This is a genomic window from Pseudomonas sp. LAIL14HWK12:I10 (assembly GCF_900184205.1).
In the GTDB taxonomy this organism is placed as follows: domain Bacteria; phylum Pseudomonadota; class Gammaproteobacteria; order Pseudomonadales; family Pseudomonadaceae; genus Aquipseudomonas; species Aquipseudomonas kermanshahensis.
In genome coordinates this window covers 393442-417971 of sequence record NZ_FXWU01000006.1, presented here as the reverse complement: position 1 = coordinate 417971, position 24530 = coordinate 393442, and the positions used below count along the sequence as shown (strand labels likewise).

Here is a 24530-nt window from a genome sequence, read left to right as displayed (position 1 = left end):
ATATATTAGAATTCTCATAAATGATAATTATCGAAGCAGGAGCGTGCATGACCCCGATCTACGACACCCTGATCATCGGCGCAGGCATTGCCGGCGCCTCCTTGGGTTATCGCCTGGCTGGCCAGCAACGGGTGCTGCTGCTCGAGCGCGAGTCACAGCCGGGCTATCACTCGACCGGGCGCTCGGCGGCCATGTTCATGGAGGCCTACGGCACGCCGCAGATTCAGGCGCTGACCCGTGCCAGCCGAGCGTTTTACGAAGCGCCGCCCGCAGGCTTCTGCGAACACCCTTTGCTTGAGCCGCGCGGCTGCCTCTATGTCGCCAGCCATGAACAACAGCAACTGCTCGAACAGACCCATGCGCAGAACCTGGCCAATGGCACCGAAGTCAGCCTGCTCGACCGCGACGCGGCGCTGGCGCTGGTGCCGAGCCTGCGGCCCGAGGTCGTGGCCGGCGCGGTGCTGGAGCCAGGCGCCATGGACTTGGACGTACACGCGCTGCACCAAGGGTTTTTGCGCGGCTATCGGGCTGCCGGGGGTGAACTGCGCTGCAACGCGGAATTGGCCAAGGCCCGCTTGCTCGATGGCGTGTGGCAGGTGGAATTGAGCGATGGCAGCTGTGTCCAGGCTCATCAACTGGTCAATGCGGCAGGTGCCTGGGCCGACCGCGTCGCCGAGCAATGCGGCGTGGCCCCCATCGGCCTGCAGCCGTGCCGCCGCAGCGCGTTTACTTTCCCCGGCCCCGCCGAGCAGGACTTCGCCCGCTGGCCAGCGGTGATTGGCGTCGACGAGAGCTTCTATTTCAAGCCCGACGCCGGGCAACTGCTCGGCTCGCCCGCCAACGCCGACCCGGTCGAACCTCAGGATGCCGCGCCCGAAGAGCTCGATGTGGCGTTGGGTATCTACAACATCGAAGCCATGACCACGCTGACTATCCGCCGCCCAAGCCACAGTTGGGCCGGTTTGCGTTCGTTTGTTGCCGATGGCGACCTGGTGATTGGTTTTGATGCACGCATGCCTGCGTTTTTCTGGCTGGCGGCGCAAGGTGGCTATGGCATCCAGTCGGCAGCAGGTGCTTCGCGCCTGGCAGCTGACCTGCTGCTTGGCCAGCCGCTGTGCCCTAGCCTTGTCAGCCAGGGGGTGGCGCCTGAACGCCTGTCCCCGGCACGTTTCCAGCAACCGTGAAAGGAGCTTTTTATGAGCAATGATATCCAGCGTTTTCCCAGCAGCCTGCCATTTCCGTTTTCCCGTGGCGTAAAAGCCGGCGGCTTCCTGTTTCTGTCTGGCCAAGTACCGATGAGTGCCGGCGGCGAAGTGGTGCGGGGTGATATCCAGACCCAGACCCGCGCGGCCTGCGAACGCATCGCCGAGAGCCTGGAGGCGTGCGGGGCACGCTTCGATCAAGTGGTGAAAGCCACGGTGTGGCTGTCGGACATGAACCACTTCGCCGGCTTCAACGAGGTTTACAAGGAATTCTTCGGCGCCGCCTTGCCGGTTCGTTCGACGGTGGCCTCGGCGTTGGCGCTGGGGGTGGATGTGGAGATCGAGGTGCAGGCGTTTATCGGCCAAGCGTAACCGTTCACTGATCCAGCAGGAAATTGTAGGCGCAGCCTTGTGCTGCGTAAGAGGATTGCCCATGGCATTGCTGTGGTGCTGCTGGCCTCTTCGCAGCACAAGGCTGCTCCTACAGGGGTTCTTTGCCGCAGTGACACACAACAACAATAAAACCAGAGGTTCACATGCAAGAGCAGCTGAAAATCGCCGGGGCCTTCGTTGGCGTGATCGTGGGGGCGGGCTTTGCTTCGGGGCGGGAACTGTTGTTGTTCTTTGTCGATTTCGGGGTGTGGGGGCTGGTCGGCGCGCTGGTCAGCGCCGCCTTGTTCACCTTCCTCGGCATGGCCCTGGCGGGCTTGGGCAACCGGCTGCGGGCCACATCGCACAAGGATGTGATACAGGCCATCTGTGGCCGTCACCTGGGCCTGTTCGTCGACTGGCTGATCACCTTCTTCATGTTCGCCGTCACCGTGGTCATGCTGGCCGGTGGGGGTGCACTGCTGGAGCAGCAGTTCGGCATCCCGGCGTTGACCGGCAGCGTGCTGATGACGGTCGTGGTGGTGGGCATCGTGTGCCTGGACGTGCGCAAGGTGATCCTGGCCATCGGCGCGATCACCCCGTTGTTGATCCTGGTGGCGTCGGCGATTGCACTGTACGCAGTGCTTACCCGCGAGCAGAGCTTTGCCGATCTCGATCACCTGGCGAGCCAGCAGCAGGCCGGCACCCGTCATTGGCTGTTGGGCGCGTTCTTGTATGTGTCCTACAACATCGTTGCCGGTGCGCCGATCCTGGCCATTCTGGGGGGCTCGGCCAAGGGCGAGAAGACTGCGGTGTGGGGCGGGTTGCTGGGCGGTGCAGCGCTCGGTGGCTTGATGTTGGTGATGAGCGCCGGGCTGTTGTCGCGCCTGGACAGTGTTGCCGATCTGCCGATGCCGATGCTGTCGATTGCCAATGAGGTGTCGCCGCTGTTGGGGCTGGTGATGTGCCTGATCATTTTCGGCATGATCGTGAACACGGCGGTGGGCACTATGTTCTCGTTCCTTTCGCGGCTGTTGCCGGCGGGCACGGCGACGTTTCGCTGGGGCTCGGTGGTGACCGGGGTGGTGGCGTTTGGCTGTAGCCTGGTGGGGTTCATCAGCCTGGTGGGCGAGGTATATCCGCTGTTTGGCTACCTGGGTTTTGTGCTGATGGCAGCGGTGTTGCTGGCCTGGGTGCGGCGGGGTAAGGCGGTAAAAGCGGTGGTGGTGTAGCGGGGTTGCTGCGCAGCTCATTCGCGGGCAAGCCCGCTCCCACAGGGGTGTGGAGAGGGCTTGCTGGCGAACGTGACACTTAGATTCTGAAGCTGCCCACCAGCTGCTTCAATCGGCCAGCCTGTTGGGCCAGCTGATCGCAGTGCAGCAGTGTCTCGTTCAGGTTCTCGACGCCTTGCTGGTTGAGGGCGTTGATCTGGGTGATGTCCAGGTTGAGGCTCTCGACCACGGCAGTCTGCTCTTCAGTGGCAGTGGCCACCGACTGGTTCATGCCATCGATCTCGCCAATGCGCTGGGTCACGCTGGCCAGGCGCACACCGGCCTGGTTGGCCACTTGCACGGTCTGTTCGCTGGAGACCTGGCTGGTGTTCATGGTGTGCACCGCCTCGCGCGAGCCCACTTGCAGGCTGGTGATCATGCGATGGATCTCTTCGGCCGACTCCTGGGTGCGGTGCGCCAGGTTGCGCACCTCGTCGGCGACCACGGCGAAGCCACGGCCGGCTTCACCGGCACGCGCGGCTTCGATGGCGGCGTTGAGCGCCAGCAGGTTGGTCTGCTGGGAAATGCCTTTGATCACATCGAGAATCTTGCCGATTTCGTCGGTGCTGGCGTTGAGCGTTTCAATCTGCGCGCACGATTCGCTGATGCGCTGCGACAGGGCGGTCATGGCACTGATCGCTTCCTCGACCACTTCGCGGCCACCGTGGGCCTGCTCGCTGGCGCCGCTGGCATGCTGCGAGGCGTCGGCGGCGTTGCGCGCGATCTCTTGGGTAGCAGCGCCCAGCTCGTTGATGGCTGCCGCCACACTGTTGGTGCGCATGCTCTGTTCTTCGGAGCCGGTGATCGAAGCGTTGGAGGCGTTGACCACCTTTTCCGACAGGTCATGCACCAGTCGCGTGGCCGACGACACTTCACTGATCGAGGCATGGATGCGTTCAACGAACCGGTTGAACGACATCGCCAGTTCGCCGAACTCGTCCTTGTTCTGCACAGCCAGGCGGCGGGTGAGGTCACCTTCACCTTCAGCGATGTCGCGCATGGCACGGCCCATGGTGGTCAGCGGTTGCATCAGCACCGGGATCAACAATCCCAGCAGGCCGGCGATGGCGGCCACGGCGATGAGCATGGCGATGATCGCCGAGGTGCGGAATTGGCTAAGGGCGGCGTAGGCCTTGTCCTTGTCGATCGACAGGCCGATGTACCACTGGGCCGACGGCAGGCCGTTGACCGGGGCAAAGGAGATCAGGCGGTCCTGGCCATTGAGGGTGACATCCTGCATGCCCGAGGCGACGCGCAGGCCACTGCCGGGGTAGATGTCCTTGAGGTTTTTCATCACCTGGTCTTTGTCCGGGCTGACAATGACCTGGCCATTGCTGTCAGCAAGGAAGGCATGGCCGATACCGCCGAAATCGACCGAGTTGATGATCTCGACCAAGGTGTCGAGGGTCACGTCGCCGCCGACCACACCGATCAGTTCACCGTTGCCTTTGCCCTTCACGGGGGTGGCAATGGTGACCATCAAGCCGCCGACGGCGCCTTGGTAAGGTGCGGTCAAAACGGTCTGCCCGGCGCTTGCCGCGGTGCTGTACCACGGGCGTTGGCGGGGGTCGTAACCGGCGGGCATCTGCGCGTCTGGGCGCTGGGTGAATGCACCGTTGGCCTGGCCCAGGTAGGTGAACAGGAAATTGCGCGTATAGGACGGCTGCTCGACCAGGCCGTTCAGGGTGTCACCGGCGCCTTGCTGGCCGATGTCCTGGGCCAGGTTTTCCAGCACCAGGATGCGCCCGCTCATCCAGTTCTGCACGCTGCTGGCGGTCAGTGCGCCGGATTGCTGCACCGAAGACTCGATATTCTGGCGAATGGTGTTGCGTTGCAGGTAGTCGTTGTAGAGGGTGAACAGGGCAAAAGCCAGGACCACGACGCCGCACGCGCTGAGCAGGATCTTGTGGCGAAATTTCAGGTTCATGTTTCGAGACCTTGAGCCAATCAGGGGGGAGGGCACAGCGCACTCATGACGCGCTGCGCCCTGTCGTCTGGCTATCGGCTTGAGGGGTAAAAAATTGAAACACTTAGCGAAATTTCTTCAGGCCGTTTCGACGAACGGCATTCAGCGTTTACACAGCTGCTCGATCAACAGCCGCGCTGCCTGGCGCAGCGGGTGCTGCTTGCGCCACAGGATGTGCACGGGCAACTGCAGTTCATTACGGGTATTGCGAAACTCTAGCTGCACCAGCCGCCCGGCCGCCAACAGCGGTGCGATGCGCGAAAGCGGCAGGTCACCCCAGCCCAGGCCGGCCTCGACCATCTGCAGGGCGACGTCGAAGCTGTCGGTGGACCAGTGCGTGGCCCCGATCAGGGCGCGCGGGTCGGTCAGCGGCAGGTCGCGGCTGCGCACCAGGATCTGGCGCACATTGATCAGGTCTTCAAGGTAGTGAATGCATGCGTCGAGCAGCGCCGGATGGGTGGGTGACAGGGTAGCCACCAGCGACTCCATGCCGATGTACTGGAAGCCGCGACGGGCATCGACCTGCAGGCCGGCGAAGGCCACGCAGAGGTCGGCGCGGCCACTGTCGAGCAAGTGCAGGGCTTCTTCCTGGGGGGCGCTGAGCAGCGCGATGTCCAGCAGCGGGTAGCGCTCACCGAGCTGGGCGATGGCGCCTAACAGCGGGCGATGGTCGACGTCGGGGACCACCGCGATGGTCAGGCTGCTCTCAAGCCCCTGGGACAACTCCAGGGCATGCACCTGCAGCAGCCCGAGTTGTTCGGCGATCAACCTGGCGTGGGGTTCCAGGGCCAAGGCCTGGGCCGTCGCCCGCACTTCGCGCGGGCCACGTTCGAACAGGCTGTACCCAAGCTCTGCCTCAAGGTTGCCGATGGCCATGCTCACGGCCGACGGCACCCGGTGCAGGGCGCGTGCGGCAGCGGAGAACGAACCGCGGTCGAGCACGGCGAGAAACAGCTGAATATTGTCGCTGGAAAAGTTCATGGCAGCCTCCTGTCAGTTGATCTGACAGCTGCTGACTTTTACTGTCAAGAAGATTGAAGCATTCTCCCCCCATCGTTTTTTTGACTTTGGAGGTAAACCCAGGTGCAGGGGCTCAAACGCAAACTGGTCTATGTGACTTTCTATGAACTGATCGGGTTGTGCATGTCCACCCTCGGGCTGGCGTATCTGTCAGACACCCAGGCTTCCCACACCGGGCCATTGGCCGTGATGATCACCACCATCGCGATGCTCTGGAACTTGATTTACAACACCCTGTTCGAGCGCTGGGAGGCCCGCCAGGCCAAACGCGGGCGCAGCGTGGCCCGGCGCGTGGCGCATGCCATCGGTTTTCAACTGACGTTGGTGGTGTACCTGATTCCGCTGATTGCCTGGTGGCTGGACATGAGCCTGGTCGAGGCGTTTCTGGTGGACCTGGCGTTCATCATCCTGGTGCCGTGCTACACCTTTGCCTACAACTGGGCATTCGACAGGCTCTTCGGCTTGCCCACCTCGGCGCTGGCCACTGCCTGACAGGTTGCTGAAACGCCCCTTGTGAGCAGCCTTGTGCTGCGAAGAGGCCCGCACAAGCAACCCCTAAGGCGGCAGGCGTATCAACAAAGGCGCCTGCCGCTGTTCCGCCTGCGGCGCTATCGGCTGCTCCACCGGCCGCGGCGCACTGGCCAGCAAACTGTCCTCGACCTGCCCCGACAGGTAATACACCCCCGCCATCGCCCCGCTCTGGCGGTTCTCCATCAACTCCTGCCATTCCTGGTTCAGCGCCACGTTGAGGATCACCCGCAACTGTTCGACCATCTGCGGTTGTTCACGGCCGTGGGTGATCATGCCGTACCCGGTTGCCGCCACCGAGATCATCGCCCCAGCCACCTTGCCCACCGCAGAGGCCACGGCACTGGCGATGCCGCGTGGGGCCAGGGTGGCGCCGAGCTTCTCGCTGGCGCGGGTGGCCACCGACGACAGGCCCACGTCGGTCTGCCCCGGGCCTTTGCTGGCTTGTTGGTGCAAATGCTCACGCATGGCTTGCCAGGCCGGTTGTTGGTCCAGCGACTTGGCCCGCAGCAGTTGGTAGAGGCTGGCGTTGCGTGCAGCGGGCGGGCCCAGAGCGATGGCAGGTATCCGGTTGAGGCGCTGGCTGAATTGCTCAGCCGGTGCGTTGTAGCGGGCGATGATGCCAGGCAGTTGCTGGCCGAACAGTTGCACGTACAATTCACAGGCCCGGTCGCGAATGCCCTCGGGGTTGATCTGCTCGGCCACGGGCTCGATCACCCGTTCGTGGTACTGCTCCTGCAGGTATAGCGCCAGGCGTTTTTCTGCAGGCTCACGGCCCTCGCCACTGTCGATCTTGTACCAGGCGACCTTGAGGGTCAGCCATTGTTGGGTCCAGTAGCCGGTGAACCAGGGGATGAAGTCGCTCTCGGTGCGTTGCTGCACCTGCTCCTTCCACACCCGCATCGAGCGGCGGGCGTAGTCGTTGGCCGACCCGGCGGCACCGACCGAGGCCTCGATCAGGTCCAGGTCGATGCGCTGCCAGGCAGCGGGGGTGAGCACGGCGGGCGGTGGCGGGGCGGGCGGGCGCTTGCTCGCACAGCCGCCGAGGGCCAGCAACAGGCACAGTAGCAGTAAGGGGATACGCGAGCTCACGCGGCCGCCTCCCTGGGTAGAGGCTGGGGTGGTTTCTCGAGTATAGAGAGAAGGCTGCCAGTAGGAGCGGCCTTGCGTCGCGAAAGGGCTGCGAAGCAGCCCCAGGATTTCAGCCTCACCGAAACATTGCAGGGGGCCGCTTTGCAGCCCATTCGCGACGCAAGGCCGCTCCTACAACGACAAAAAACTCAGCCCAGGTCGAGCTTGTCTTGCAGCCGGTCCAGGTGCTCGTGCATCAACGCCAGCGCTGCGGGGGCATCACCTGCCTCGACCGCATCGATGATCGCCGCATGTTCTTCCCAGGCACAGTGGTCGCAGCAGGGCGACTCATAGCGGGCGATGATCAGCGAGGTCATCGGCACCAGGCCGTTGAGAAACCGCGCCAGCGGCGCGTTGGCGGCGACCTGCGCGAGCTTCAGGTGAAACTCGCCGCCCAGGCGGATGGCCGCGCAGCGCTCACCGTTTTCGTGGTGTTGGCGCTCCCGCTCGACCAGCAGGCGCAGCTGGCGGATCTGCGCCGGCCGGGCGCGTTGCGCGGCGAGGGTGATCAAGGTGGTTTCGGCCAGGCGCCTGGCACTGAGCACCTGGCGCGCCTGGTCTGGGTCGGGTGCGGCCAGGTGCGCGGTGTGGCTGGGGCGCTGAACCACCACCTGTTGGTCCGACAGGCGGCCAAGCACCCGGCGTATCACCGTGCGGCTGACACCAAAGGCATGGCCTAAGGCCTGCTCGGGCAGCAGCGCACCTGGCGGCAAGCGCTGTTCAAGGATTGCGTCGAACAGCCGTGGGTAGATCTGGTCGGCCGACAGGCGAGTTTCGCCGGCGGCGAGCAAGGCAGGCAGGCGGGGGGCGGCGTGGGCGCAGGCGGTCATGGTCGCTCTCCTGGGTCAAGGGCGGGGGTGTTCGTCCGGGATGTTCAGTTGGATGCCCATGCGCTGGCCTTCGGCAAGGATGTGCTGGCGCATCTGGGCGCTGGCCTCGGCGCTGTTGCGTTCGCGGATGGCGCGCACCACGGCATCGTTTTCCTTCAGCCGTGCGGCCAGGTGTTCGGGCGAGTTGCGCAGCATGTCGGCGCTCTGCTTGAGGGCGTTGCTGGTCTGCTGCACCACGCTCTGGAAGATCGGATTGGTGGTCAGGGCGAACAGCGCCTCATGCAAGGCGATGTAGGCTTTGACCCCGGCTTCGCTGTCATCGGCCTCCAGCGCTTCGCGCATGTCCATCAGCGTCAGGCGCAATTGGCCGATGTCGTGGCTGTTGGCCGATTGCGCGACCAGGCCGACGATGAAGGGCTCGAGGGTGTAGCGCAGCTCCAGTACATCGGCCAGGCTGGCCGACGCGCTGGTGTCGATGCTCGGCTCCTGCAGGGCAGCATCGGCATCCAGCACCAGCACGCCTTTACCGGGCAGCGCGCGCACCAGGCCCAGGGTTTCCAGCACGGTGACGGCTTCGCGCAGGCTGGGGCGGCTGATGCCCAGTTGTTCGGCCAGTTCGCGCTGGCCAGGCAGCATGTCGCCGGAGCGCCACTGGCCTCGGGCCAGGGCTTGGCGGAGTTTTTCCACCACTGAGTTGACGACGGTCGATGAGCTGATCACGGTTCGCTCCTGGAAGGGCCGGCGTCATCGCCGGCCGCGTTCGATCAGAATTCCTGTTGATGAATGTTGGGCTGCTTGCGGGGCGTGTGGGCAAAACCTGGTTTGCCAGCGAGTACGTTCTGCGCACGCTCCAGGTCGATGTCCTTCTCCCAGCGCGCGATGGCCACGGTGGCTACGCAGTTGCCGATCAGGTTGGTCAGTGCCCGGCCGATACCCATGAACCAGTCCACTGCCAGCACCAGCACCAGGCCCACCACCGGGATGGCCGGCACGGCGGTCAGGGTGGCGGCGAGGATCACCAGCGCCGAGCCTGGGATGCCATGAGCGCCCTTGGAAGTCACCAGCGAGACCAGCAGGATGGTCAGCAGGTCGGTCATCTCCAGTGGCGTGCCGGTGGCGTTGGCGATGAACACGATGGCCAGCGTCAGGTAGATGGAGAAACCGTCGAGGTTGAACGAGTAGCCAGTCGGGATCACCAGGCCGACGGTAGAGGTACCGATGCCCAGGTGTTCGAGCTTGCGCATGATCTGCGGCAGCACGGCGTCGGAAGAGGCGGTGCCGAGGACGATGGTCAGCTCCTCACGCAGGTATTTGATCAGGGGCAGCAGTTTCAGGCCCGACAGGCGCATGACGGTACCCAGGACAATCAGCACGAAGCCGGCGCAGGTCAGGTAGAACAGCGCCACCAGGCCACCCAGGTGCTGCAGCGACTCGAGGCCATATTTGCTGGTGGTGAAGGCGATTGCGCCGAACACACCAATGGGCGCCAGGCGCACGATCATGCCCATGATGCGGAAGATCACGTGGCTAAGCTCGTTGATCAGCCGCGAAATACCTGCCGCCGAGTCACCCACCAGGTTCAGTGCACTGCCGAACAGCACCGAGAACAGCAGCACCTGCAGGATGTTGTTGTCAGCAAAGGCGCCGATCACCGACGTCGGGATCAGGTCCATGAAGAAGGCGGTGGCACCATGGATGTGCTGGCCGCGCTCGGCCAGGCTGCTGGCGTCGGCGCTGGACAACTGGTCCAGGTGGATGTTGGCACCGCTGCCAATGCCGCTGGTGAAGGCGAACACCAGGCCGATCACCAAGGCGATGGTGGTCAGTACTTCGAAGTAGATGACTGATTTCAGGCCGATCCGCCCAACCTTTTTCAAGTCGCCAGCACCGGAGATACCGCTGACCACCACACAGAAGACGATCAAGCCGATGAGCATCTTGATCAGCTTGATAAAGCCGTCACCGAGGGGTTTGAGTTGCAGGGAGACTTCGGGGAAGCTGAGGCCGCAGGCAATGCCGAGGGCAAGGCCCAGCACGACTTGCAGGAAGATCGAACGCGAGCACCATTTGAGCATGGGAGTGATCTCTGGTCGGTGTCCTTGCTTCGATGCCGCGAGGGTCAAAGAGCGCAGGACTTAATTATTGTGGTCTTACCGGTTTGTTCAGCGCGAGGCCATAAAAGCGCGAAAAATCCTACATTGCAAGTGATTTTGGCCTTACCGGTCTGACCAGTTGTGGGGCAATTGGCCCTGCCAGGCTCTAATTCGGTGCATGCCATTTATCGGGGCTGAACAGCGCCCCCAGGTAAACCGATGAATCAGGTCAGGGCTTGGCCAACGCCTGGTCAACTGCTGCAATCAGCTTGCCAAGATCTTTGGGCGGGGCGTTGTGGATGACACCGAACAGGTAGGCGCGCTGCTCCTCTTCGTCGTCCGGTTCGGCGAAGAAGTCCTTAGGTTTGACACCCAGTACGCCTGCGAACGCCATGAGCGCGTCGACGCTGGGGGTATAGGCGCCGGTCTCGAAACGGCTGATGGTCTTAGGGTCGAAGCCGGTTCGCTCGGCGAATTGTGCCTGGGTCAGACCCGCCAGCTTGCGGTAGCGGCGCAGGGCAAAACCCAGAGCTGATCTCGTCATCACTTAATTCCCATTTAGAATCAAGAACTTAACGATATCTATCCGCATGGCGCAACGCCATGATCGATCACCTTTATTTGATTTATGTGATGAATTTCGTAGAATTCGCGGCTTGACCGGACAGTCATCGTCGAGTTTCCAGTGTCATTCGGCCTCATGCCGGTATGGCTGGAAGCGCATGTGCACATTGGAGCGGATCGCTGCGTATCGGTTCCGATGGTCGTCGATGGGCAGGGTGCCGGTTCGTCAGTGAATGGAGTCTCATCGTGCGTCTCAATCTCCCGGTAACCCCGGTCGAGCAACGTTTCCCCTCGGGTCAGCGGCTGATTTCCGCCACCGACACCGCCAGCCACATTACCTACTGCAACCCCGAATTTGCCGCCATCAGCGGTTACAGCGAGGCCGAGTTGATCGGCAGCCCGCACAACCTGGTGCGCCACCCCGACATGCCGCCAGCGGTGTACGCATTGATGTGGCGCTACCTCAAAGCCGGCAAAAGCTGGATGGGCATCGTCAAGAACCGCTGCCGCAATGGCGACTTCTACTGGGTCAATGCCTACGTCACGCCGATCCTTGAAGACGGCCGGGTGATCGGCTACGAATCGGTACGGGTCTGCCCGACTCGCGAACAAGTCAGCCGTGCCGAGGCCCTGTATGCGCGACTGCGTCAGGGCCAGGCGCCGCTGTCGTACGGCCGCCGCCTGGCGTTGCTGGGCCAGGCCATAGCCTTGCCGCTGCTGGGTGGGGTGTTGGCGGTGAGCGCCAACCAGTTCTGGCCAGGCTGGCCCGGGCAGGGCCTAACCCTTGCGTTGTTCGCGGCCTATGGCCTGTGGATGCGCAACGACTTGGGCCGCCAGTTGCGGCGGGTCATCCAGGGCGCCGAAGGCACCTTCGCCGACCCCACCGCGGCGTTGACCTACAGCGACCTGCCGGGCGCCGCCGGGCAACTGCAGCTGATTTTGATCGGTGAAGAGGCGCGCCTGAAAACCGCGTTGACCCGGCTCAGCGACCTGGCCACGCAGATGGCAGTAGCCGCGCACGATGCCGGGCGTCTGTCGCGCGGTACCGAAACGGCCCTGCTGGAGCAGCGCGCTGAAACCGACCTGAGCGCAACCGCGATGGCCGAGATGACCGCCTCGATCGGCGAGGTGGTCAACCATGTGCAACTCACCGCCGCCGAGGCGCATACCGCGCACCTGCTGGCCGAGCAGGGCAGCCGCGTGGCCGATGCCAGCGGCACGGCGATCCGCGCCCTGGCCGGCACCGTGGACCAGATCAACCAGGCGGTCACCCACCTGGCTGGTCAGACCGGCGCCATCGCCGAGGCGACGGGGATGATCCGGGGCATTGCCGAGCAAACCAACCTGCTGGCGCTCAATGCCGCTATCGAGGCCGCCCGTGCCGGTGAGCAGGGCCGTGGCTTTGCCGTGGTGGCCGACGAGGTGCGGGCGTTGGCCGACAAGACCCGGCAGTCGACGTTGCATATCCAGGCCATTATCGATGGCCTGCGCAGCGGTGCCGAAGAAGCCGTGGCCATTGCCAGCCAAGGCATTCAGGGCGCCGAGCAGGGCGTTGCCCAGGTGCAGGAGGCCCAACAGGCACTGCACGGTATTCGTGAAGCGGTGCAACGCATCAGCGGCATGAGCCAGCAGATGGCCACAGCCTCGCAGCAGCAGTCTGCCGTGGCTGAAGAGGTGTCGCGGCAGATCAACGGTGTGGCGGGCATTGCCCAGCACAGCGCCCATAGCGCCAACGCTGCCGCCTCGCGCGGTGCCGAGCTGGAAGAGGTGTGCGCCGGATTGCGCGCCCTCGTGGAGCGCTTCAACCGTTAGGGCAGGATGCTTATGGACGATAACTATCGCGCGGCCGTGGACGCGGCCGCGATCTTTTCCGAAACCGACCTGCGTGGCTGCATCACTTACGTCAACCAGCAGTTTTGCAGCATCTCCGGTTACAGCCGCGACGAACTGCTGGGCGCCAACCACCGCATTCTGAATTCCGGCCTGCACGAGCCGGAATTCTTCCTCGGCATGTGGCGGGCGCTGACGGCGGGCAAGGTGTGGAAGGGCGAGATCTGCAACCGCGCCAAGGACGGTTCGCTGTACTGGGTCGACAGCACCATGGTGCCACTGGTCGACCCGCTGACCGGCAAGGTGCGCAAGTATGTGTCGATCCGCTTCGACGTCACCGAGAAGCGCCAATTGCTGCACACCTTGCAATGGCGGGTGGGGCACGATGTGCTGACCGGGCTGCCCAACCGCGCCTACCTGTCCGACCTGCTCAACCAGGCACTGGCGTTCTCGCGCCGTGAAGACATCCCGCTGGCGGTGTGCATGCTCGACCTTGATGGCTTCAAGGCGGTCAACGATGGCTACGGGCATGCCACTGGCGACCTGTTGCTGGTCGAAGTGGCGCAGCGCCTGAAGGGCATCTTGCGCGGGGGGGATGCCGTGGCCCGGTTGTCGGGTGACGAGTTTGTGCTGATCCTGCGCAATGTCAGCGACGACCGCCAGTTGCATGCGGCCCTGTGCCGGGTGCTGCGGGCGCTGGCGGCCACTTATGTGGTGCGCGAGCACACCCTCTCGTTGAGCGCCAGTATTGGCGTCACGCTGTACCCGCTCGACGATGAGGACGCCGATACCCTGGTGCGTCACGCCGACCAGGCCATGTATGTGGCCAAGCAGCGTGGGCGCAACCGTTACCACGTGTTCGATGTGTCCCAGGAGCAGGAACTCAAGGCCACCCACCAGACCGTGACACGGGTGCGTCGGGCACTGCGCAATCGCGAGCTGTGCCTGTACTACCAGCCCAAGGTCAACCTGCGCAGCGGCGAGGTGCTGGGTTTCGAGGCGTTGCTGCGCTGGCAACGGCCGGGCCGTGGCCTGGTGCCGCCGGGCGAGTTCCTGCCGTTGGTGGAACAGACCGACCTGATCATCGAAATTGGCGAATGGGTGATCCACCAGGCGCTGAGCCAGTTGCAGACCTGGCAAGGGCAGGGGCAGCCGTGGTCGGTGAGTGTCAACATTGCTGCGCGGCATTTGCAGCGCAGTGATTTCGTCGAACGCCTGGAACAGTTGCTGGCGGAGCACCCCGGGGTTGACCCGGCCCGGCTGGACTTGGAAATCGTCGAGTCGGTGGCCATCGACAACCTGCAGCATGTCAGTCGGTGCCTGGATGCCTGCCGGGCCTTGGGCGTGCGCTTTTCGCTGGACGATTTCGGCACCGGCTATTCGTCGCTGAGCTACCTCAAGCGCTTGCCGACCCAGACCATCAAGATCGACAAGTCGTTCGTGCGTGACATCCTCCATGACCAGGATGACCTGGCCCTGACCGGGGCGGTGATCGGGCTGGCGCGTGCGTTTGGCCGCGAGGTGGTTGCCGAAGGCCTGGAGAGTGTCGAGCATGGGCGGGTGCTGATGGCACTGGGTTGCGAGCTGGCGCAGGGGTATTTCATCGCCAGGCCGATGCCGGCGAGTGAAGTGCTGGCTTGGGCGCAAGGGTATCGGCAGCCTGAGCAATGGCGCAGCGGTAAAGGCTGAAGTCGAAGCGCTTGCAGCCGAATCGGCTGCGGGCGACACGCCCTGCAGGGGGCCTGCCACCCGCTGTACGTCAGCCGGCCTGGAACAGAGCCTGGGTCAACTGCCGGTAGAGCTGGTCTCGCGCCTGCTGGCGGGTGCTGAGCAGCAGGCGGCCAGCCAGCGCGTAAAGCTCGTCTTCGCCTCTGTAGCGCCCCGACACCAGGTCGATGCGCTGCAAGGTGCCCTCCACCCGCCATGCCAGCCCCGGTACGGTGTGGGTCTCGCGCTCCAGCGCGGTGATGAACGCCAACGGAACAGCGGGCCCGCGGTAGGCACCGGGCGCGGTGGTGGGTTCACTCAACTCGGTGTAGTACTCCGAGGCGGCCTCCCAGTCACGTGCGAGCGTTTCGAATGGCTCAGGCCGTAGCCGCCGAACCCAGGCGCGCCAGAAGCGTTGCTCGCTCGCCCAGCGTGCCAGGAAGGCAGCATCCGCCTCAGTTTCGACTGCCAGGGCCAGGCGTTGCAGGGTGGCCTCGCTCAGTTGCGCCAGGTAGCCGAAGGCGATCTGCCCAGGTTGTTCGGGCAGGCCCAGGCGTTCGCGCAGGGCGATGCGTGCGACCAGGGCGATTTCAATTTCGTCGGGCGGGGTTTGCGGGTCGCTCAGGTGCGCATCGCTCAAGTCGTCTTCCGCCACCAGGGCTGGTGCGGCCTGGCGTTCGCTGTCGTTTTGCGCATCGCTCAAGGCCTGCCGGCGTGCCCGGCGAGCGTTGTACAGGGCGCCTATGCGTTCATCCAGGCGGCCCTGGCGGGCCAGGCCAGTGGCGACGGACACAGCGACCGCTTCGTCGGTGGCGCCGGGGTGCGCGGCAGCCACGCTACGCCATACCGACACCTGCGTTTCGACCCGCTGGAACAGCAGGCTGGCCTGGTCCACGCAGGCCTCGGCTGCGTCGTTGATCTCGATGAGTACTTGCTCACGCAGCTCGGCGAGGCCCCAGCCCGCGTCACCGACGTCTTCGCGGGTGAGCGTGCGCAGTACATGCACGATGCGCTCACGCGTGCGCACCGGGTTAGCCAGGTACTCCGGCGTTTGCGCCATGCGTTCGGTCAGGCGGTACACGGGCGCCCACTCAGCGTCTTCGGCATTGGCCTCGCGGTGTGACTCAAGCGCGGGGGGCAATTCGATCACCCAGGCTTCGCCCTCCAGGGCTTCCATGTCTGGGATGGCCGTCAGCCCTGCGCCGAACAGGCTGCGTTGGGCCTGCTCACTGAAAGGGTTGTCGTCGAAGTCGTAATAGGTGCCTTCATCCCCGTTGCGTATCGCTTCAGCGAACGCCGTGTCGTGCAATTCGGGTGCATCGACCAACCGGTTGCCACTGAGGTCGAGCGAGCGCAGCACGAGTGGGCGTTGGTTCATCAAGCCTGGCAGGCCTTCGGGCCATTGGGTGATACCGACGCGGTCGAGGTCGAGGGTATGCAAGTGCTGCCAGCCGGTCACGTCGGGTGTCAATTGCAGTGGGTTATCCCCTAAGCGCAGCGAGTGCAGCTGGTTGAGGCGGCCCAGCGCCGCGCGGCTTTCTGCGGTGAGGGTGATCTCGCACGAGCCCAGGCTCAATTCGGTCAGCGCGGGCCAGCCTTGCAACGCTTCGAAGTGTTCGGCTTGCAGCGCGAGCCTGTTCAAGTCGGCCCTCAGCGCGTACAGGTGCTGCAACTGGCCGAGCCGCTGCAGAGCGGCGACAGGCAGGCTCTCCAGGCCGCCAGAGAGGTTGAGCCGCTGCAGGCGGGGCAGGCGCGTCAGTAGATCGATATTGCGTGCCTCCTGCAAAGCCACGATGTTGCACTGCAGGTCCAGGGTTTCCAGTTCGGTCATCTGGGCCAGGGCGCCAGGCAGTAACCGCAGCCTGTTGTTGGCCAGGTCCAAGTTGCGCACGCCAGGGAAGGCCTGCAGGAAGCCATCGAGGTTGATCGCTTCGCCATGGGGTGAGTCGACGACCGTCAGCCACCGGACGTGCTCCAGGCGCGTAGGTAAGGTCGGCAATGCGCCCAGGTCCTGGGCTTCCAGTACCAAGTCCAGCTGATCGGCCTCCACGCCCTCCCTGCGCCAGGCCTGGCGTATGCGCCGTGCGGCCTCCGTCCGCGCAGCGGTGCGCTGTTCGAGGGTGTCCACCGCCAGGCCTTCTGTGTCATTTACCCAGCCATCCAGCGTGGTGTTCAGGCGCTGGTACGCTTCGCGCAACTGTTCGAGCAACCGGGTAAAGGCGCCTGGGCTATCACCGGCCTCTTGGCGCAAGCGCTGGCGCAGCCACTCGCGGTCACCGGAGTGGCGGCTGGGGTACAGCGTGTCGAACAGCTCGTCGTCATTCAGCCAGCCCCGGCCACGGCCGCTGAGGGGGTAACCGACACGGCCGCCCGGCGCGAGCCGTGTGGGCCGCCGATACAGGGTGCGCACAGGCGCCATACCTAATTGCTTGGCGGCGTACGTGCGGTTGCCGGCGGCCTGTTCGAACAGGGCGTCACGCAAGGGCAGAGGGTCATGTATCTGCAAGCCAAGGGCGATGCGCTCGCTGTCAGGCAGGGCGTTGAGAATGGCCTGGTAGAGCGTCGTGTGGCCGGCCAGCGGTTGGCCGTGTTCGTCGTAGGGTTGGTAGCCCCGATCATCGCGCACCACGGTTTTGCCGGCTCGTCCCCGGGCGTTAGTGCCCTGCAGTCGTGGGCCTTGCAGGTTGCCCTCTCGCAATTCGAGGTGCACCTCGCCCGTCCAACCCGGTAGCCGTCGCAGAAAACCCACGGCCAGGGCATCACGGTCCTGCACCGGGCCGCTGTGCTGATAAAAGCGCAGCAGCGCGCGGTCCAGACGGGCTTCGTGCTGGTAGGCGCGGGCTGTTTCGGCTACCGAGAGCGGCAATCGGCCCTTTCGTTGGCCAAGGGCCAGGTCCTTGGTACGGGTATTGGCAAGGATCTCGGCCTTGGCTCTGCGGCTAAGGGACGGGAAGTCCCGGCCAAGCAGCAGCGTGATGGCGTCGGTGCTGGCCGCTGTGGGGGTATCGGTGGCGCCCAGTGCTTGCAAACAGTCGACAAGCAGGGCGGGGGTGGCTTCCTGATCGACCACCACGCGGCGCACGGCTGCTTCGCTGAAACCACTGCAGCGCAGTGCGCGCAGCAGGGTTTCATCACTCACCGCCGGGCCGCTGTTGGCGATGCGCCGCAGCAGTTTGGCCGCGTCCCACGCCAAGGGCTGTTTCGTGCTCCAGCAACCACGGCACCTGGCCATTGCCGAGCAGGCGAGGGGCGCGTTGATGGCCTTTCGCGTGTGCCAGCTGCCAGCGACTGTCGGGGGCTTTTTCCAGCGGCATGGCCTTGCCCTCCAAGTTGATCCACGGTTGGCCCTGCCAGTGGTGCAAGCCATCCGCTCCAGGGGTGCCTGGCGGCCAGGGCGCCTCGCGGGTGAAGGGGCGCAGGTCGCCGTGCCACAGGCGCTGGCCTGTTCTGCCGGGGAGGCGTGTCCAGTTTTCAAGGGGGCCTGCCAGCTGGACCGCGCTGTGCACGGCACCCAGTGCCGCAACCTGCAGCAGGCTGTTGAGCACACCGAACAGATGGCTGATGGCGGCCTCGGTTTCGCCTTCGTTCAGCGCATGGACGCCTTCGAGGAACTCGCCCACGATTTGCGCCCCGCCGACCACCAGCATCACCTCGCCCAAGGCGGGCACGAAAAAGCTGGCCACATTCAGTACAGTCAGCCCCACACCCAGCCAACCGAGCAGCCGGGCAGTTTGCGCCGCCGCGTCGAACTGCGCCGTGGGCACAGCCAGTGTCACGGCATCTGCCAAGGTGGTTTGCACCTGGTTGCTGGCCCTGGCGGTGAAGCATTCGCTGGGCCACGGCGTGAAGTCCAGTGGCAGGCGGGCGTTCTTGTCCAGGGTTTCTTGCCACAGGTCGTGGGGCGAGGGGAACAGCCGGTTGATCCAGTTGAATGACTCACCTTTCTCCAGTGTAGGCGGGGTCGGGTACAGCGCTGCGTAGGGGTAGCGCGGGTAGAGTGTGTGCCGCAAACGCGCAGCGAAGGCGGGTTGCTGCGCGTGGCTGACAAAGCGTTTGAAATACACACGAAAAGGCTCCTCCCATAGCCGCTTCGTGAGTGCTATGCCGACGGCCTGCAAGGACGAGTACTGGTGCAGGGCGCCTTGGGTGTCCCCAGGCAGGTAAAGCAGGCACGGCTCGGTCTGCCCGTGTGGCTCGAGTCGCAGCAGCAGGGCGCCACTCAGCGGGAAACCGAGCAGGCTCAGGTAGCCACATTGCAGGCGCATCGCCCCACTGAGCGTCTGTACCTCGCGCGCGCCGGCAAGCGCGGCCTCGCCCAAGGCTTCGCCGCGGCTGTCGATGTGCCCTTGCAGCCGCGCTGATAACAATTCGGCCGCGAAGGCGGCACGGTCCTGCTCACCCAGCAACGCGCGAAAATCAGCAGTGTCGACGTGCTCGCGCAGGTGGTCCAGGTAGCGCTGGCCGAGGTCGAGGCGCCGTACGCCTTTCACGAATCGCACGGTGTCGAGCTGTTCCAGTTCAGGCGCATCCTGGTTGGCATAGAGGCGTACCGGCGTGTCCGCTTGCAGATTCTGCAGGGCAGCTTCCAGCCAGGACCGACTGCGCAGGTGGCCCGTGGTGCGCTCGGTCAACACGGTGGTATCGAGTGGGGGCAGCGACACGCCGGGGTACCAGTGAGCGAGTGCGTCCTTCAACAACGGTCGGCAGAACGCCTCTACCGATTGCAGCGGGGCAAGGGCCTTCTGCAGTGCGCGTGTGGCGCGGTGGCTGTGCAGCAAGTGGGTTTTCAGGGCCTCGCGCTGATGCGGGGAAGTCTGGCGAAGCCAGCCGGGCAGGCGCTGTTGAATCAGGGCTACGTGATGGGGGTGCAAATGGCTCATGGGCTGCTCCTGACAGGTTGGAGCAGCGAGGGTAATGACCCGCATTAGCCCGGCTTCAGTATGCTGATAGCACCTTCAACGCCCACCCTGCAGGTGGGCGGGTTCGAGCCCCTGTTCACGCAAGCGTTTGTACAGGGTGGTGCGGCTGATGCCGAGCAGGCGTGCCAGCGATGAGATGTTGCCGCCGCAGCTGTGTAGCAGGTTGGCCAGGTCCGTGGCAGGGGCGGGTGGCGAGCATGCGCGAGGTGTGCCGGCCTGGGCAAGGAAACACGCTGAAAAGTGTTCGGTGCCGATGGGCTGGCTGCCAGCGAGGGCCAGCGCCACCTGCACTACGCTGTTGAGCTGGCGCAGGTTACCTGGCCAGGGGTGGTGCAACAGCAGGTCGAGTATGTGCGGGAGCAGTTGCCGGGGTTGCCCGGGGGCGAGGTGCCGGGCGTGCACCTGCTCAATCAGCGCGCGTCGATCACTGCGTTCGCGCAAGGCGGGCAACACCAGGGTCAACCCGGCCACGCGGTAGTAGAGGTCCTCGCGAAACTGCCCGTTGCGCACGGCTTCGGCCAGGTCGCGGTTGCTGGCCGAAACCACGCGGATGTCCACGGTCACCGGCTCGCCGCTGCCCAATGGCTGGATGCTGCGCGATTGCAACACGCGCAGCAGCCGGGCTTGGGTCGGCAGCGGCATGTCGCCGATTTCGTCGAGAAACAAGATGCCGTGGTCGGCCTTGCGGATCAGCCCGGGGTTGCCCTTGTGGTGGGCGCCGGTAAAGGCCCCTTTGTCATAGCCGAACAGCTCCGACTCGACCAGCTCGGCGGGGATCGCCGCGCAGTTGACTGCAATCAGCGGCTGCCCGGCGCGGCGGCTGGCGCGGTGCAGGGCCTCGACGAAGACTTCCTTGCCAACCCCGGTTTCGCCTTGGATCAACACCGGGATGTCTTTTTCCAGTAACAGGCTGGCCTGGGCCAAGGCGTTGTCCAGGCGTGGGTCGACAGGGCCAGGGGCCGGGCGTTTGGGGCCGTGGCGCGGCGCTTGCCACTGGCAGTGGAAGCGGTGGCGCCCGGCGGCCTGCAAGGCGAAGGGCTGTTGCGGCGGGAGGGCTAGCAACTGCTGCAACGGGACTTGAAACAGTTGCTCGAGGTTTTGCCGCAGCGGGTTGTCACCGAGCAGGCTGTCGGCTCGGTGATTGGCCGCAATGACCTGGCCGCGCTCATCGAACACCAGCAAGCCCGCCCAGGGGCTGTCGAGGTTGTCGGAGGCGCTGTTGAACAGCAGTTGGGCGTGGTGGTCGGCATGCTGCGCCAGTATCAAACGGTTCTCCAGGCTCTGGCCCATCATCCGTACCAGGCCGAGCGTCTGGCTGGCAGGCAAGTACCCGTCGCTGGCCACATCGAGCGCGCCGACCAGCTGCCGTTCGCCATCGAACACCGGCGCCGCAGCGCTGCACAGGTAGCGGTTCTGGCGCAGGAAGTGTTCATCCTGGCCCACATGAATTGCCTCGGCGCAGACCAGCGCCGTGCCGAGTGCGTTGGTGCCGACGCCGCGCTCGTGCCAGTGTGCGCCGGCACTGAAGCCGTGGCGCTGGCGCGGGTCGACGAAGCGCCGCGAACCCCAGCTGTCGAGCAGGCAGCCACCGGCGTCGGCCAGCATCACCAGGTAGCTGGCGTTGCCCAGCAGGTGTGCGTATTGCGGCAGCACCTCATCGCGTGTCAGGCGCAGCAGGGCCTGGCGGCGCTCCAGCAGGGCGCTCAGTTCGGCCGGCGGCAGGCAATCGAAATCGGGTGGGCTTTGCGGTTGCAGGCCGTGGTCGCGACAACGCGCCCAGGATGCCTGGATCAGTTGGGCATGCGGCGAAGCGGATGCGGCCATGGGCCTGTCCTGTGTGATTGTTGTTATCAGCCGACCGCTGTTCAGTGTCGTCCACCGTTGTTCATTGTCAAACCTTGGCGTGTTCAGTTGTCCAGCGAATGTGTTCAGCTGTGAACAGGCCATGGCTGACCTTGCGCGGTGAGGGCGTGCGGCAGAGCGTTCAGGCCGGGCTGGCACGAAACTCGCTCTGCCCAGCGGACAACAATCCTAAAAAGGCCACGCCATGTCCTTGGTGCTGGAGCAGGTCAGCCGCAGTGTCGATAACCAGGCCTGCATCGTCGATGCGTCCCTGCGTTTCGAGCCGGGTTCGTTCAACGTTTTGCTCGGCCGCACCCTGGCCGGCAAGACCAGCCTGATGCGCTTAATGGCCGGGCTCGACCGCCCGGACTTGGGCCGTGTGCTGCTGGACGGCAACGATGTCACCGGGGTGCCGGTGCGCCTGCGTAACGTATCGATGGTGTATCAGCAGTTCATCAACTACCCGACCTTGAGCGTGTACGAAAACATCGCCTCGCCCCTGCGCCAGGCGCGCCTGGCCGAATCGGAAATTCGCCGGCGGGTGCAGGAAACCGCCGAGATGCTGCGCATCGAAGCCTACCTGCAGCGGTTGCCGCTGGAGCTGTCCGGCGGCCAGCAGCAACGCACGGCGATGGCCCGGGCGCTGGTCAAGGACGCCTCGCTGATCCTCTTCGATGAGCCCTTGGTCAACCTCGATTACAAGCTGCGTGAAGGCCTGCGCCAGGAGCTACGGGCGTTGTTTGCGGCGCGTAATTGCATTGCCGTGTACGCCACCACCGAACCCAACGAAGCGCTGGCGCTGGGCGGCACCACGACGATCCTGCATGAGGGGCGCATCGTGCAGAGCGGCCCGACCGCTGCGGTCTATCAGCAGCCCAGCAGCGTGCTGGCCGCCGAGCTGTTTTCCGAGCCGCCAATCAACCTGGTGCCTGGGCGCATCGCCGGCAACGAGGTGAGCCTGGCGCAGGCGGTGCACTTTGCCCGCAATGCCGACCTGCAGCGCCTGGGCGAGGGGGACTACCGCTTTGGCGTGCGCCCCAGCCACATCACCCTGGTGCCGACCCATGATGATGACCTGGAGCTGGCGGTGCTGGTGGAGCTGGCCGAGATCAGTGGCTCGGAAACCTTCCTTCACGTGCGCAATGAACACTGGCGGATGACCCTGCACCTGCCGGGTGTGCACGAGTACCAGGTGGACACCCCGATCCGCGTGTTCATCCCCACGCACAAGCTGTTTGTCTTCGACGCTGCCGGGGCCTTGGTGCAGGCTCCAGGCGTGCGTCAGGCGAGGAGTCGCTGATGGCCGAGATCCGCCTGCGCCAGCTGGCGCACAGTTACAGCCGTCAACCGACCTCGGAGGCGGACTACGCCCTACACGCGCTGGAGCATGTGTGGGAGCAAGGCGGCGCCTATGCCTTACTCGGGCCTTCGGGGTGCGGTAAGTCGACCTTGCTCAATATCATTTCGGGGCTGCTTACGCCCTCCCATGGCGACGTGCTGTTCGACGGCAAGCCCGTGAACGCGCTGTCGCCGCAGGCGCGCAACATCGCCCAGGTGTTTCAGTTTCCGGTGGTGTACGACACCATGACGGTGTTCGACAACCTGGCCTTCCCCCTGCGAAACCAGGGCGTGGACGAGGGCAGGGTACGTGCCCGGGTCGAAGAGATCGCCGAGGTACTCGACCTGTCCGCTGTGCTGAAAAAGAAGGCGCGAAACCTCAGCGCCGACGAGAAGCAGAAGGTTTCGATGGGCCGTGGCCTGGTGCGCGATGACGTCTCGGCGATCCTCTTCGACGAGCCGTTGACGGTGATCGACCCGCACCTGAAGTGGAAGCTGCGGCGCAAGCTCAAGCAGATCCATGAGCAGTTCAACATCACCATGATCTACGTCACCCACGACCAGTTGGAAGCTTCGACCTTCGCTGACAAGATCGCGGTGATGCACGGCGGGCGCATCGTCCAGTTCGGCACCCCGCGCGAGTTGTTCGAGCGCCCGCGGCACACCTTTGTCGGCTACTTCATTGGCAGCCCCGGCATGAACTTCATCGACGTGCGTGCCGAAGCCGATGGCGTCAGCTTTGACGGCTTGCACTTGACGCTGCCCGAAGGCCTGCGCGAACGCTTGGCAGCAACCACCGGCGGGCGCCTGCAAGTGGGCATCCGGCCGGAGTTCGTGCAGCTTTGGGACAGCCCGCTCGACAACGCGTTTGCCGTGCAGGTGCTGGATATCGAAGACCTGGGCACCTACCGCATCGTCACCTTCCAGCTCGGCAGCGCCACGCTCAAGGCGCGCCTGGGCGAGGATCGCCCGCTGCCGGCGGGGCAGGCCTGGGTCACCCTGCCGAGCCAGTGGCTGATGCTGTATGTCGACGATGTACTGCTGGAGGCCGGACCATGAACAAGGTGCGCAACAACAAGGCGTGGTGGTTGGTACTGCCGGTGTTCGTGCTGGTGGCGTTCAGCGCCGTGGTGCCGATGATGACCGTGGTCAACTATTCGGTGCAGGACATCTTCGACCAGTCCAACCGCTATTTCGTCGGTGCCGACTGGTACCGCCAGGTGTTGCGCGACCCGGCCTTGCACGATGCCTTGCTGCGCCAGTTCATCTATTCCGGCTGCGTGCTGCTGATCGAAATTCCATTGGGCATCGCCATCGCCTTGACGATGCCGACCAAGGGGCGCATGGCCTCGATCTGCCTGATCGTGATGGCTATTCCACTGCTCATTCCCTGGAACGTGGTCGGCACCATCTGGCAGATCTTCGGCCGCGCCGACATCGGCCTGCTCGGTGCCACGCTGGCCAAGCTTGGGGTCAACTACAACTATGCCGGCGACCCGTTCGATGCTTGGCTCACGGTGCTGGTGATGGACGTCTGGCACTGGACGTCGCTGGTGGCGCTGCTGTGTTATTCGGGCCTGCGCGCCATCCCGGATGTCTATTACCAGGCTGCCCGCATCGACCGGGCTTCGGCCTGGGCAGTGTTCCGTCATATTCAGCTGCCAAAGCTGAAGAACGTGCTGCTGATTGCGGTGATGTTGCGTTTCATGGACAGCTTCATGATCTACACCGAGCCGTTCGTGCTGACCGGTGGTGGGCCCGGCAACGCCACCACCTTCCTCAGCCAGACCCTCACGCGCATGGCGGTAGGGCAGTTCGACCTGGGGCCGGCCGCGGCGTTTTCGCTGGTGTACTTCCTGATCATCCTGCTGGTGTCGTGGCTGTTCTATACCGCCATGACGCACGCCGACAAGGACTAGG

19 protein-coding genes and 1 pseudogene are annotated in these 24530 nt (G+C 64.5%); 10 read left to right on the top strand and 10 right to left on the bottom strand.

The features are described from left to right. Positions 1-47: 47 nt before the first annotated feature. The 3 genes from QOS90_RS16465 (at position 48) to QOS90_RS16455 (ending at position 2803) form a co-directional block, all read left to right on the top strand. Complete coding sequence (locus QOS90_RS16465; protein ID WP_085273223.1) at positions 48-1184, top strand: NAD(P)/FAD-dependent oxidoreductase; 1137 nt, start codon at positions 48-50, stop codon at positions 1182-1184. A 12-nt stretch (positions 1185-1196) separates the two neighbouring features. Next, positions 1197-1574: a RidA family protein gene (locus QOS90_RS16460; protein WP_085273224.1), complete on the top strand. Its 378-nt coding sequence runs from the start codon at positions 1197-1199 to the stop codon at positions 1572-1574. A 164-nt stretch (positions 1575-1738) separates the two neighbouring features. Continuing rightward, positions 1739-2803 carry a YkvI family membrane protein gene (locus tag QOS90_RS16455; protein WP_027593975.1) on the top strand — a complete coding sequence of 355 codons (1065 nt, stop codon included), beginning with the start codon at positions 1739-1741 and terminating at the stop codon, positions 2801-2803. 79 nt (positions 2804-2882) lie between these two features. On the opposite strand, the gene mcpA is transcribed toward QOS90_RS16455, so the two are convergent. Continuing rightward, positions 2883-4769, bottom strand: a complete 1887-nt coding sequence (gene mcpA, locus QOS90_RS16450) for a methyl-accepting chemotaxis protein McpA (protein WP_027593974.1) — start codon at positions 4767-4769, stop codon at positions 2883-2885. Positions 4770-4910: 141 nt separating this feature from the next. Continuing rightward, complete coding sequence (locus tag QOS90_RS16445) at positions 4911-5789, bottom strand: LysR family transcriptional regulator (protein WP_085273225.1); 879 nt, start codon at positions 5787-5789, stop codon at positions 4911-4913. A 102-nt stretch (positions 5790-5891) separates the two neighbouring features. On the opposite strand from QOS90_RS16445, the gene QOS90_RS16440 reads away from it, so the two are divergent. Beyond that, positions 5892-6320 carry a PACE efflux transporter gene (locus QOS90_RS16440; protein ID WP_027593972.1) on the top strand — a complete coding sequence of 143 codons (429 nt, stop codon included), beginning with the start codon at positions 5892-5894 and terminating at the stop codon, positions 6318-6320. A 63-nt stretch (positions 6321-6383) separates the two neighbouring features. On the opposite strand, the gene QOS90_RS16435 is transcribed toward QOS90_RS16440, so the two are convergent. The 5 genes from QOS90_RS16435 to QOS90_RS16415 all read right to left on the bottom strand — a co-directional run bounded on the left by QOS90_RS16435 (position 6384) and on the right by QOS90_RS16415 (position 10954). Further along, on the bottom strand, positions 6384-7448 hold the full coding sequence (locus tag QOS90_RS16435) for a hypothetical protein (protein WP_085273226.1): 1065 nt from the start codon (positions 7446-7448) through the stop codon (positions 6384-6386). A 188-nt stretch (positions 7449-7636) separates the two neighbouring features. Next, on the bottom strand, positions 7637-8317 hold the full coding sequence (locus tag QOS90_RS16430) for a GntR family transcriptional regulator (protein ID WP_027593970.1): 681 nt from the start codon (positions 8315-8317) through the stop codon (positions 7637-7639). Positions 8318-8332: 15 nt separating this feature from the next. Continuing rightward, entirely contained in the window at positions 8333-9037 is a 705-nt protein-coding gene (locus QOS90_RS16425; RefSeq protein WP_027593969.1) for a FadR/GntR family transcriptional regulator, read from the bottom strand. Positions 9038-9081: 44 nt separating this feature from the next. Further along, entirely contained in the window at positions 9082-10392 is a 1311-nt protein-coding gene (locus QOS90_RS16420; RefSeq protein WP_027593968.1) for a C4-dicarboxylate transporter DctA, read from the bottom strand. 247 nt (positions 10393-10639) lie between these two features. Continuing rightward, entirely contained in the window at positions 10640-10954 is a 315-nt protein-coding gene (locus tag QOS90_RS16415) for a helix-turn-helix domain-containing protein (protein ID WP_027593967.1), read from the bottom strand. Between the two features lie 164 nt (positions 10955-11118). Between QOS90_RS16415 and QOS90_RS27660 the strand changes: the two are divergent. From QOS90_RS27660 to QOS90_RS16405, 3 genes and pseudogenes are all read left to right on the top strand, one after another. After that, positions 11119-11550: pseudogene (locus QOS90_RS27660) on the top strand (PAS domain-containing protein); the annotation flags it as partial. Between the two features lie 237 nt (positions 11551-11787). Further along, positions 11788-12786, top strand: coding sequence for a methyl-accepting chemotaxis protein (locus QOS90_RS27655; protein WP_371918143.1), 999 nt, complete (start codon positions 11788-11790; stop codon positions 12784-12786). Positions 12787-12798: 12 nt separating this feature from the next. Further along, positions 12799-14493, top strand: a complete 1695-nt coding sequence (locus QOS90_RS16405; protein WP_027593965.1) for a putative bifunctional diguanylate cyclase/phosphodiesterase — start codon at positions 12799-12801, stop codon at positions 14491-14493. 70 nt (positions 14494-14563) lie between these two features. Here QOS90_RS16405 and QOS90_RS16400 read toward each other — a convergent pair whose 3' ends face one another. From QOS90_RS16400 to QOS90_RS16390, 3 genes are all read right to left on the bottom strand, one after another. Beyond that, positions 14564-17704, bottom strand: a complete 3141-nt coding sequence (locus QOS90_RS16400; RefSeq protein WP_256577390.1) for an NEL-type E3 ubiquitin ligase domain-containing protein — start codon at positions 17702-17704, stop codon at positions 14564-14566. Next, positions 17643-19391 (bottom strand): dermonecrotic toxin domain-containing protein, encoded by a 1749-nt coding sequence (locus QOS90_RS16395; RefSeq protein WP_256577391.1) that lies wholly within the window; start codon positions 19389-19391, stop codon positions 17643-17645. Before QOS90_RS16395 ends, QOS90_RS16400 begins: the two co-directional genes overlap by 62 nt. 75 nt (positions 19392-19466) lie before the next feature. After that, positions 19467-21254 (bottom strand): sigma-54-dependent Fis family transcriptional regulator, encoded by a 1788-nt coding sequence (locus tag QOS90_RS16390; RefSeq protein WP_097151339.1) that lies wholly within the window; start codon positions 21252-21254, stop codon positions 19467-19469. A 223-nt stretch (positions 21255-21477) separates the two neighbouring features. On the opposite strand from QOS90_RS16390, the gene QOS90_RS16385 reads away from it, so the two are divergent. The 3 genes from QOS90_RS16385 to QOS90_RS16375 are packed head-to-tail and all read left to right on the top strand — an operon-like array spanning position 21478 to position 24529. Further along, positions 21478-22572 (top strand): ABC transporter ATP-binding protein, encoded by a 1095-nt coding sequence (locus QOS90_RS16385; RefSeq protein ID WP_027593963.1) that lies wholly within the window; start codon positions 21478-21480, stop codon positions 22570-22572. Next, positions 22572-23669: an ABC transporter ATP-binding protein gene (locus tag QOS90_RS16380; protein WP_027593962.1), complete on the top strand. Its 1098-nt coding sequence runs from the start codon at positions 22572-22574 to the stop codon at positions 23667-23669. Before QOS90_RS16385 ends, QOS90_RS16380 begins: the two co-directional genes overlap by 1 nt. Beyond that, positions 23666-24529, top strand: coding sequence for a carbohydrate ABC transporter permease (locus QOS90_RS16375; RefSeq protein ID WP_027593961.1), 864 nt, complete (start codon positions 23666-23668; stop codon positions 24527-24529). Before QOS90_RS16380 ends, QOS90_RS16375 begins: the two co-directional genes overlap by 4 nt. Position 24530: the final 1 nt, after the last annotated feature.

Bases quoted from the DNA above. Each gene is read 5' to 3' on its own strand.
- QOS90_RS16465 (WP_085273223.1), top strand. From the start codon at position 48: ATGACCCCGATCTACGACACCCTGATCATCGGCGCAGGCATTGCCGGC.
- QOS90_RS16460 (WP_085273224.1), top strand. From the start codon at position 1,197: ATGAGCAATGATATCCAGCGTTTTCCCAGCAGCCTGCCATTTCCGTTT.
- QOS90_RS16455 (WP_027593975.1), top strand. From the start codon at position 1,739: ATGCAAGAGCAGCTGAAAATCGCCGGGGCCTTCGTTGGCGTGATCGTG.
- mcpA (WP_027593974.1), bottom strand. From the start codon at position 4,769: ATGAACCTGAAATTTCGCCACAAGATCCTGCTCAGCGCGTGCGGCGTC.
- QOS90_RS16445 (WP_085273225.1), bottom strand. From the start codon at position 5,789: ATGAACTTTTCCAGCGACAATATTCAGCTGTTTCTCGCCGTGCTCGAC.
- QOS90_RS16430 (WP_027593970.1), bottom strand. From the start codon at position 8,317: ATGACCGCCTGCGCCCACGCCGCCCCCCGCCTGCCTGCCTTGCTCGCC.
- QOS90_RS16420 (WP_027593968.1), bottom strand. From the start codon at position 10,392: ATGCTCAAATGGTGCTCGCGTTCGATCTTCCTGCAAGTCGTGCTGGGC.
- QOS90_RS16415 (WP_027593967.1), bottom strand. From the start codon at position 10,954: ATGACGAGATCAGCTCTGGGTTTTGCCCTGCGCCGCTACCGCAAGCTG.
- QOS90_RS27655 (WP_371918143.1), top strand. From the start codon at position 11,788: ATGCGCAACGACTTGGGCCGCCAGTTGCGGCGGGTCATCCAGGGCGCC.
- QOS90_RS16405 (WP_027593965.1), top strand. From the start codon at position 12,799: ATGGACGATAACTATCGCGCGGCCGTGGACGCGGCCGCGATCTTTTCC.
- QOS90_RS16395 (WP_256577391.1), bottom strand. From the start codon at position 19,391: ATGAGCCATTTGCACCCCCATCACGTAGCCCTGATTCAACAGCGCCTG.
- QOS90_RS16390 (WP_097151339.1), bottom strand. From the start codon at position 21,254: ATGGCCGCATCCGCTTCGCCGCATGCCCAACTGATCCAGGCATCCTGG.
- QOS90_RS16385 (WP_027593963.1), top strand. From the start codon at position 21,478: ATGTCCTTGGTGCTGGAGCAGGTCAGCCGCAGTGTCGATAACCAGGCC.
- QOS90_RS16380 (WP_027593962.1), top strand. From the start codon at position 22,572: ATGGCCGAGATCCGCCTGCGCCAGCTGGCGCACAGTTACAGCCGTCAA.
- QOS90_RS16375 (WP_027593961.1), top strand. From the start codon at position 23,666: ATGAACAAGGTGCGCAACAACAAGGCGTGGTGGTTGGTACTGCCGGTG.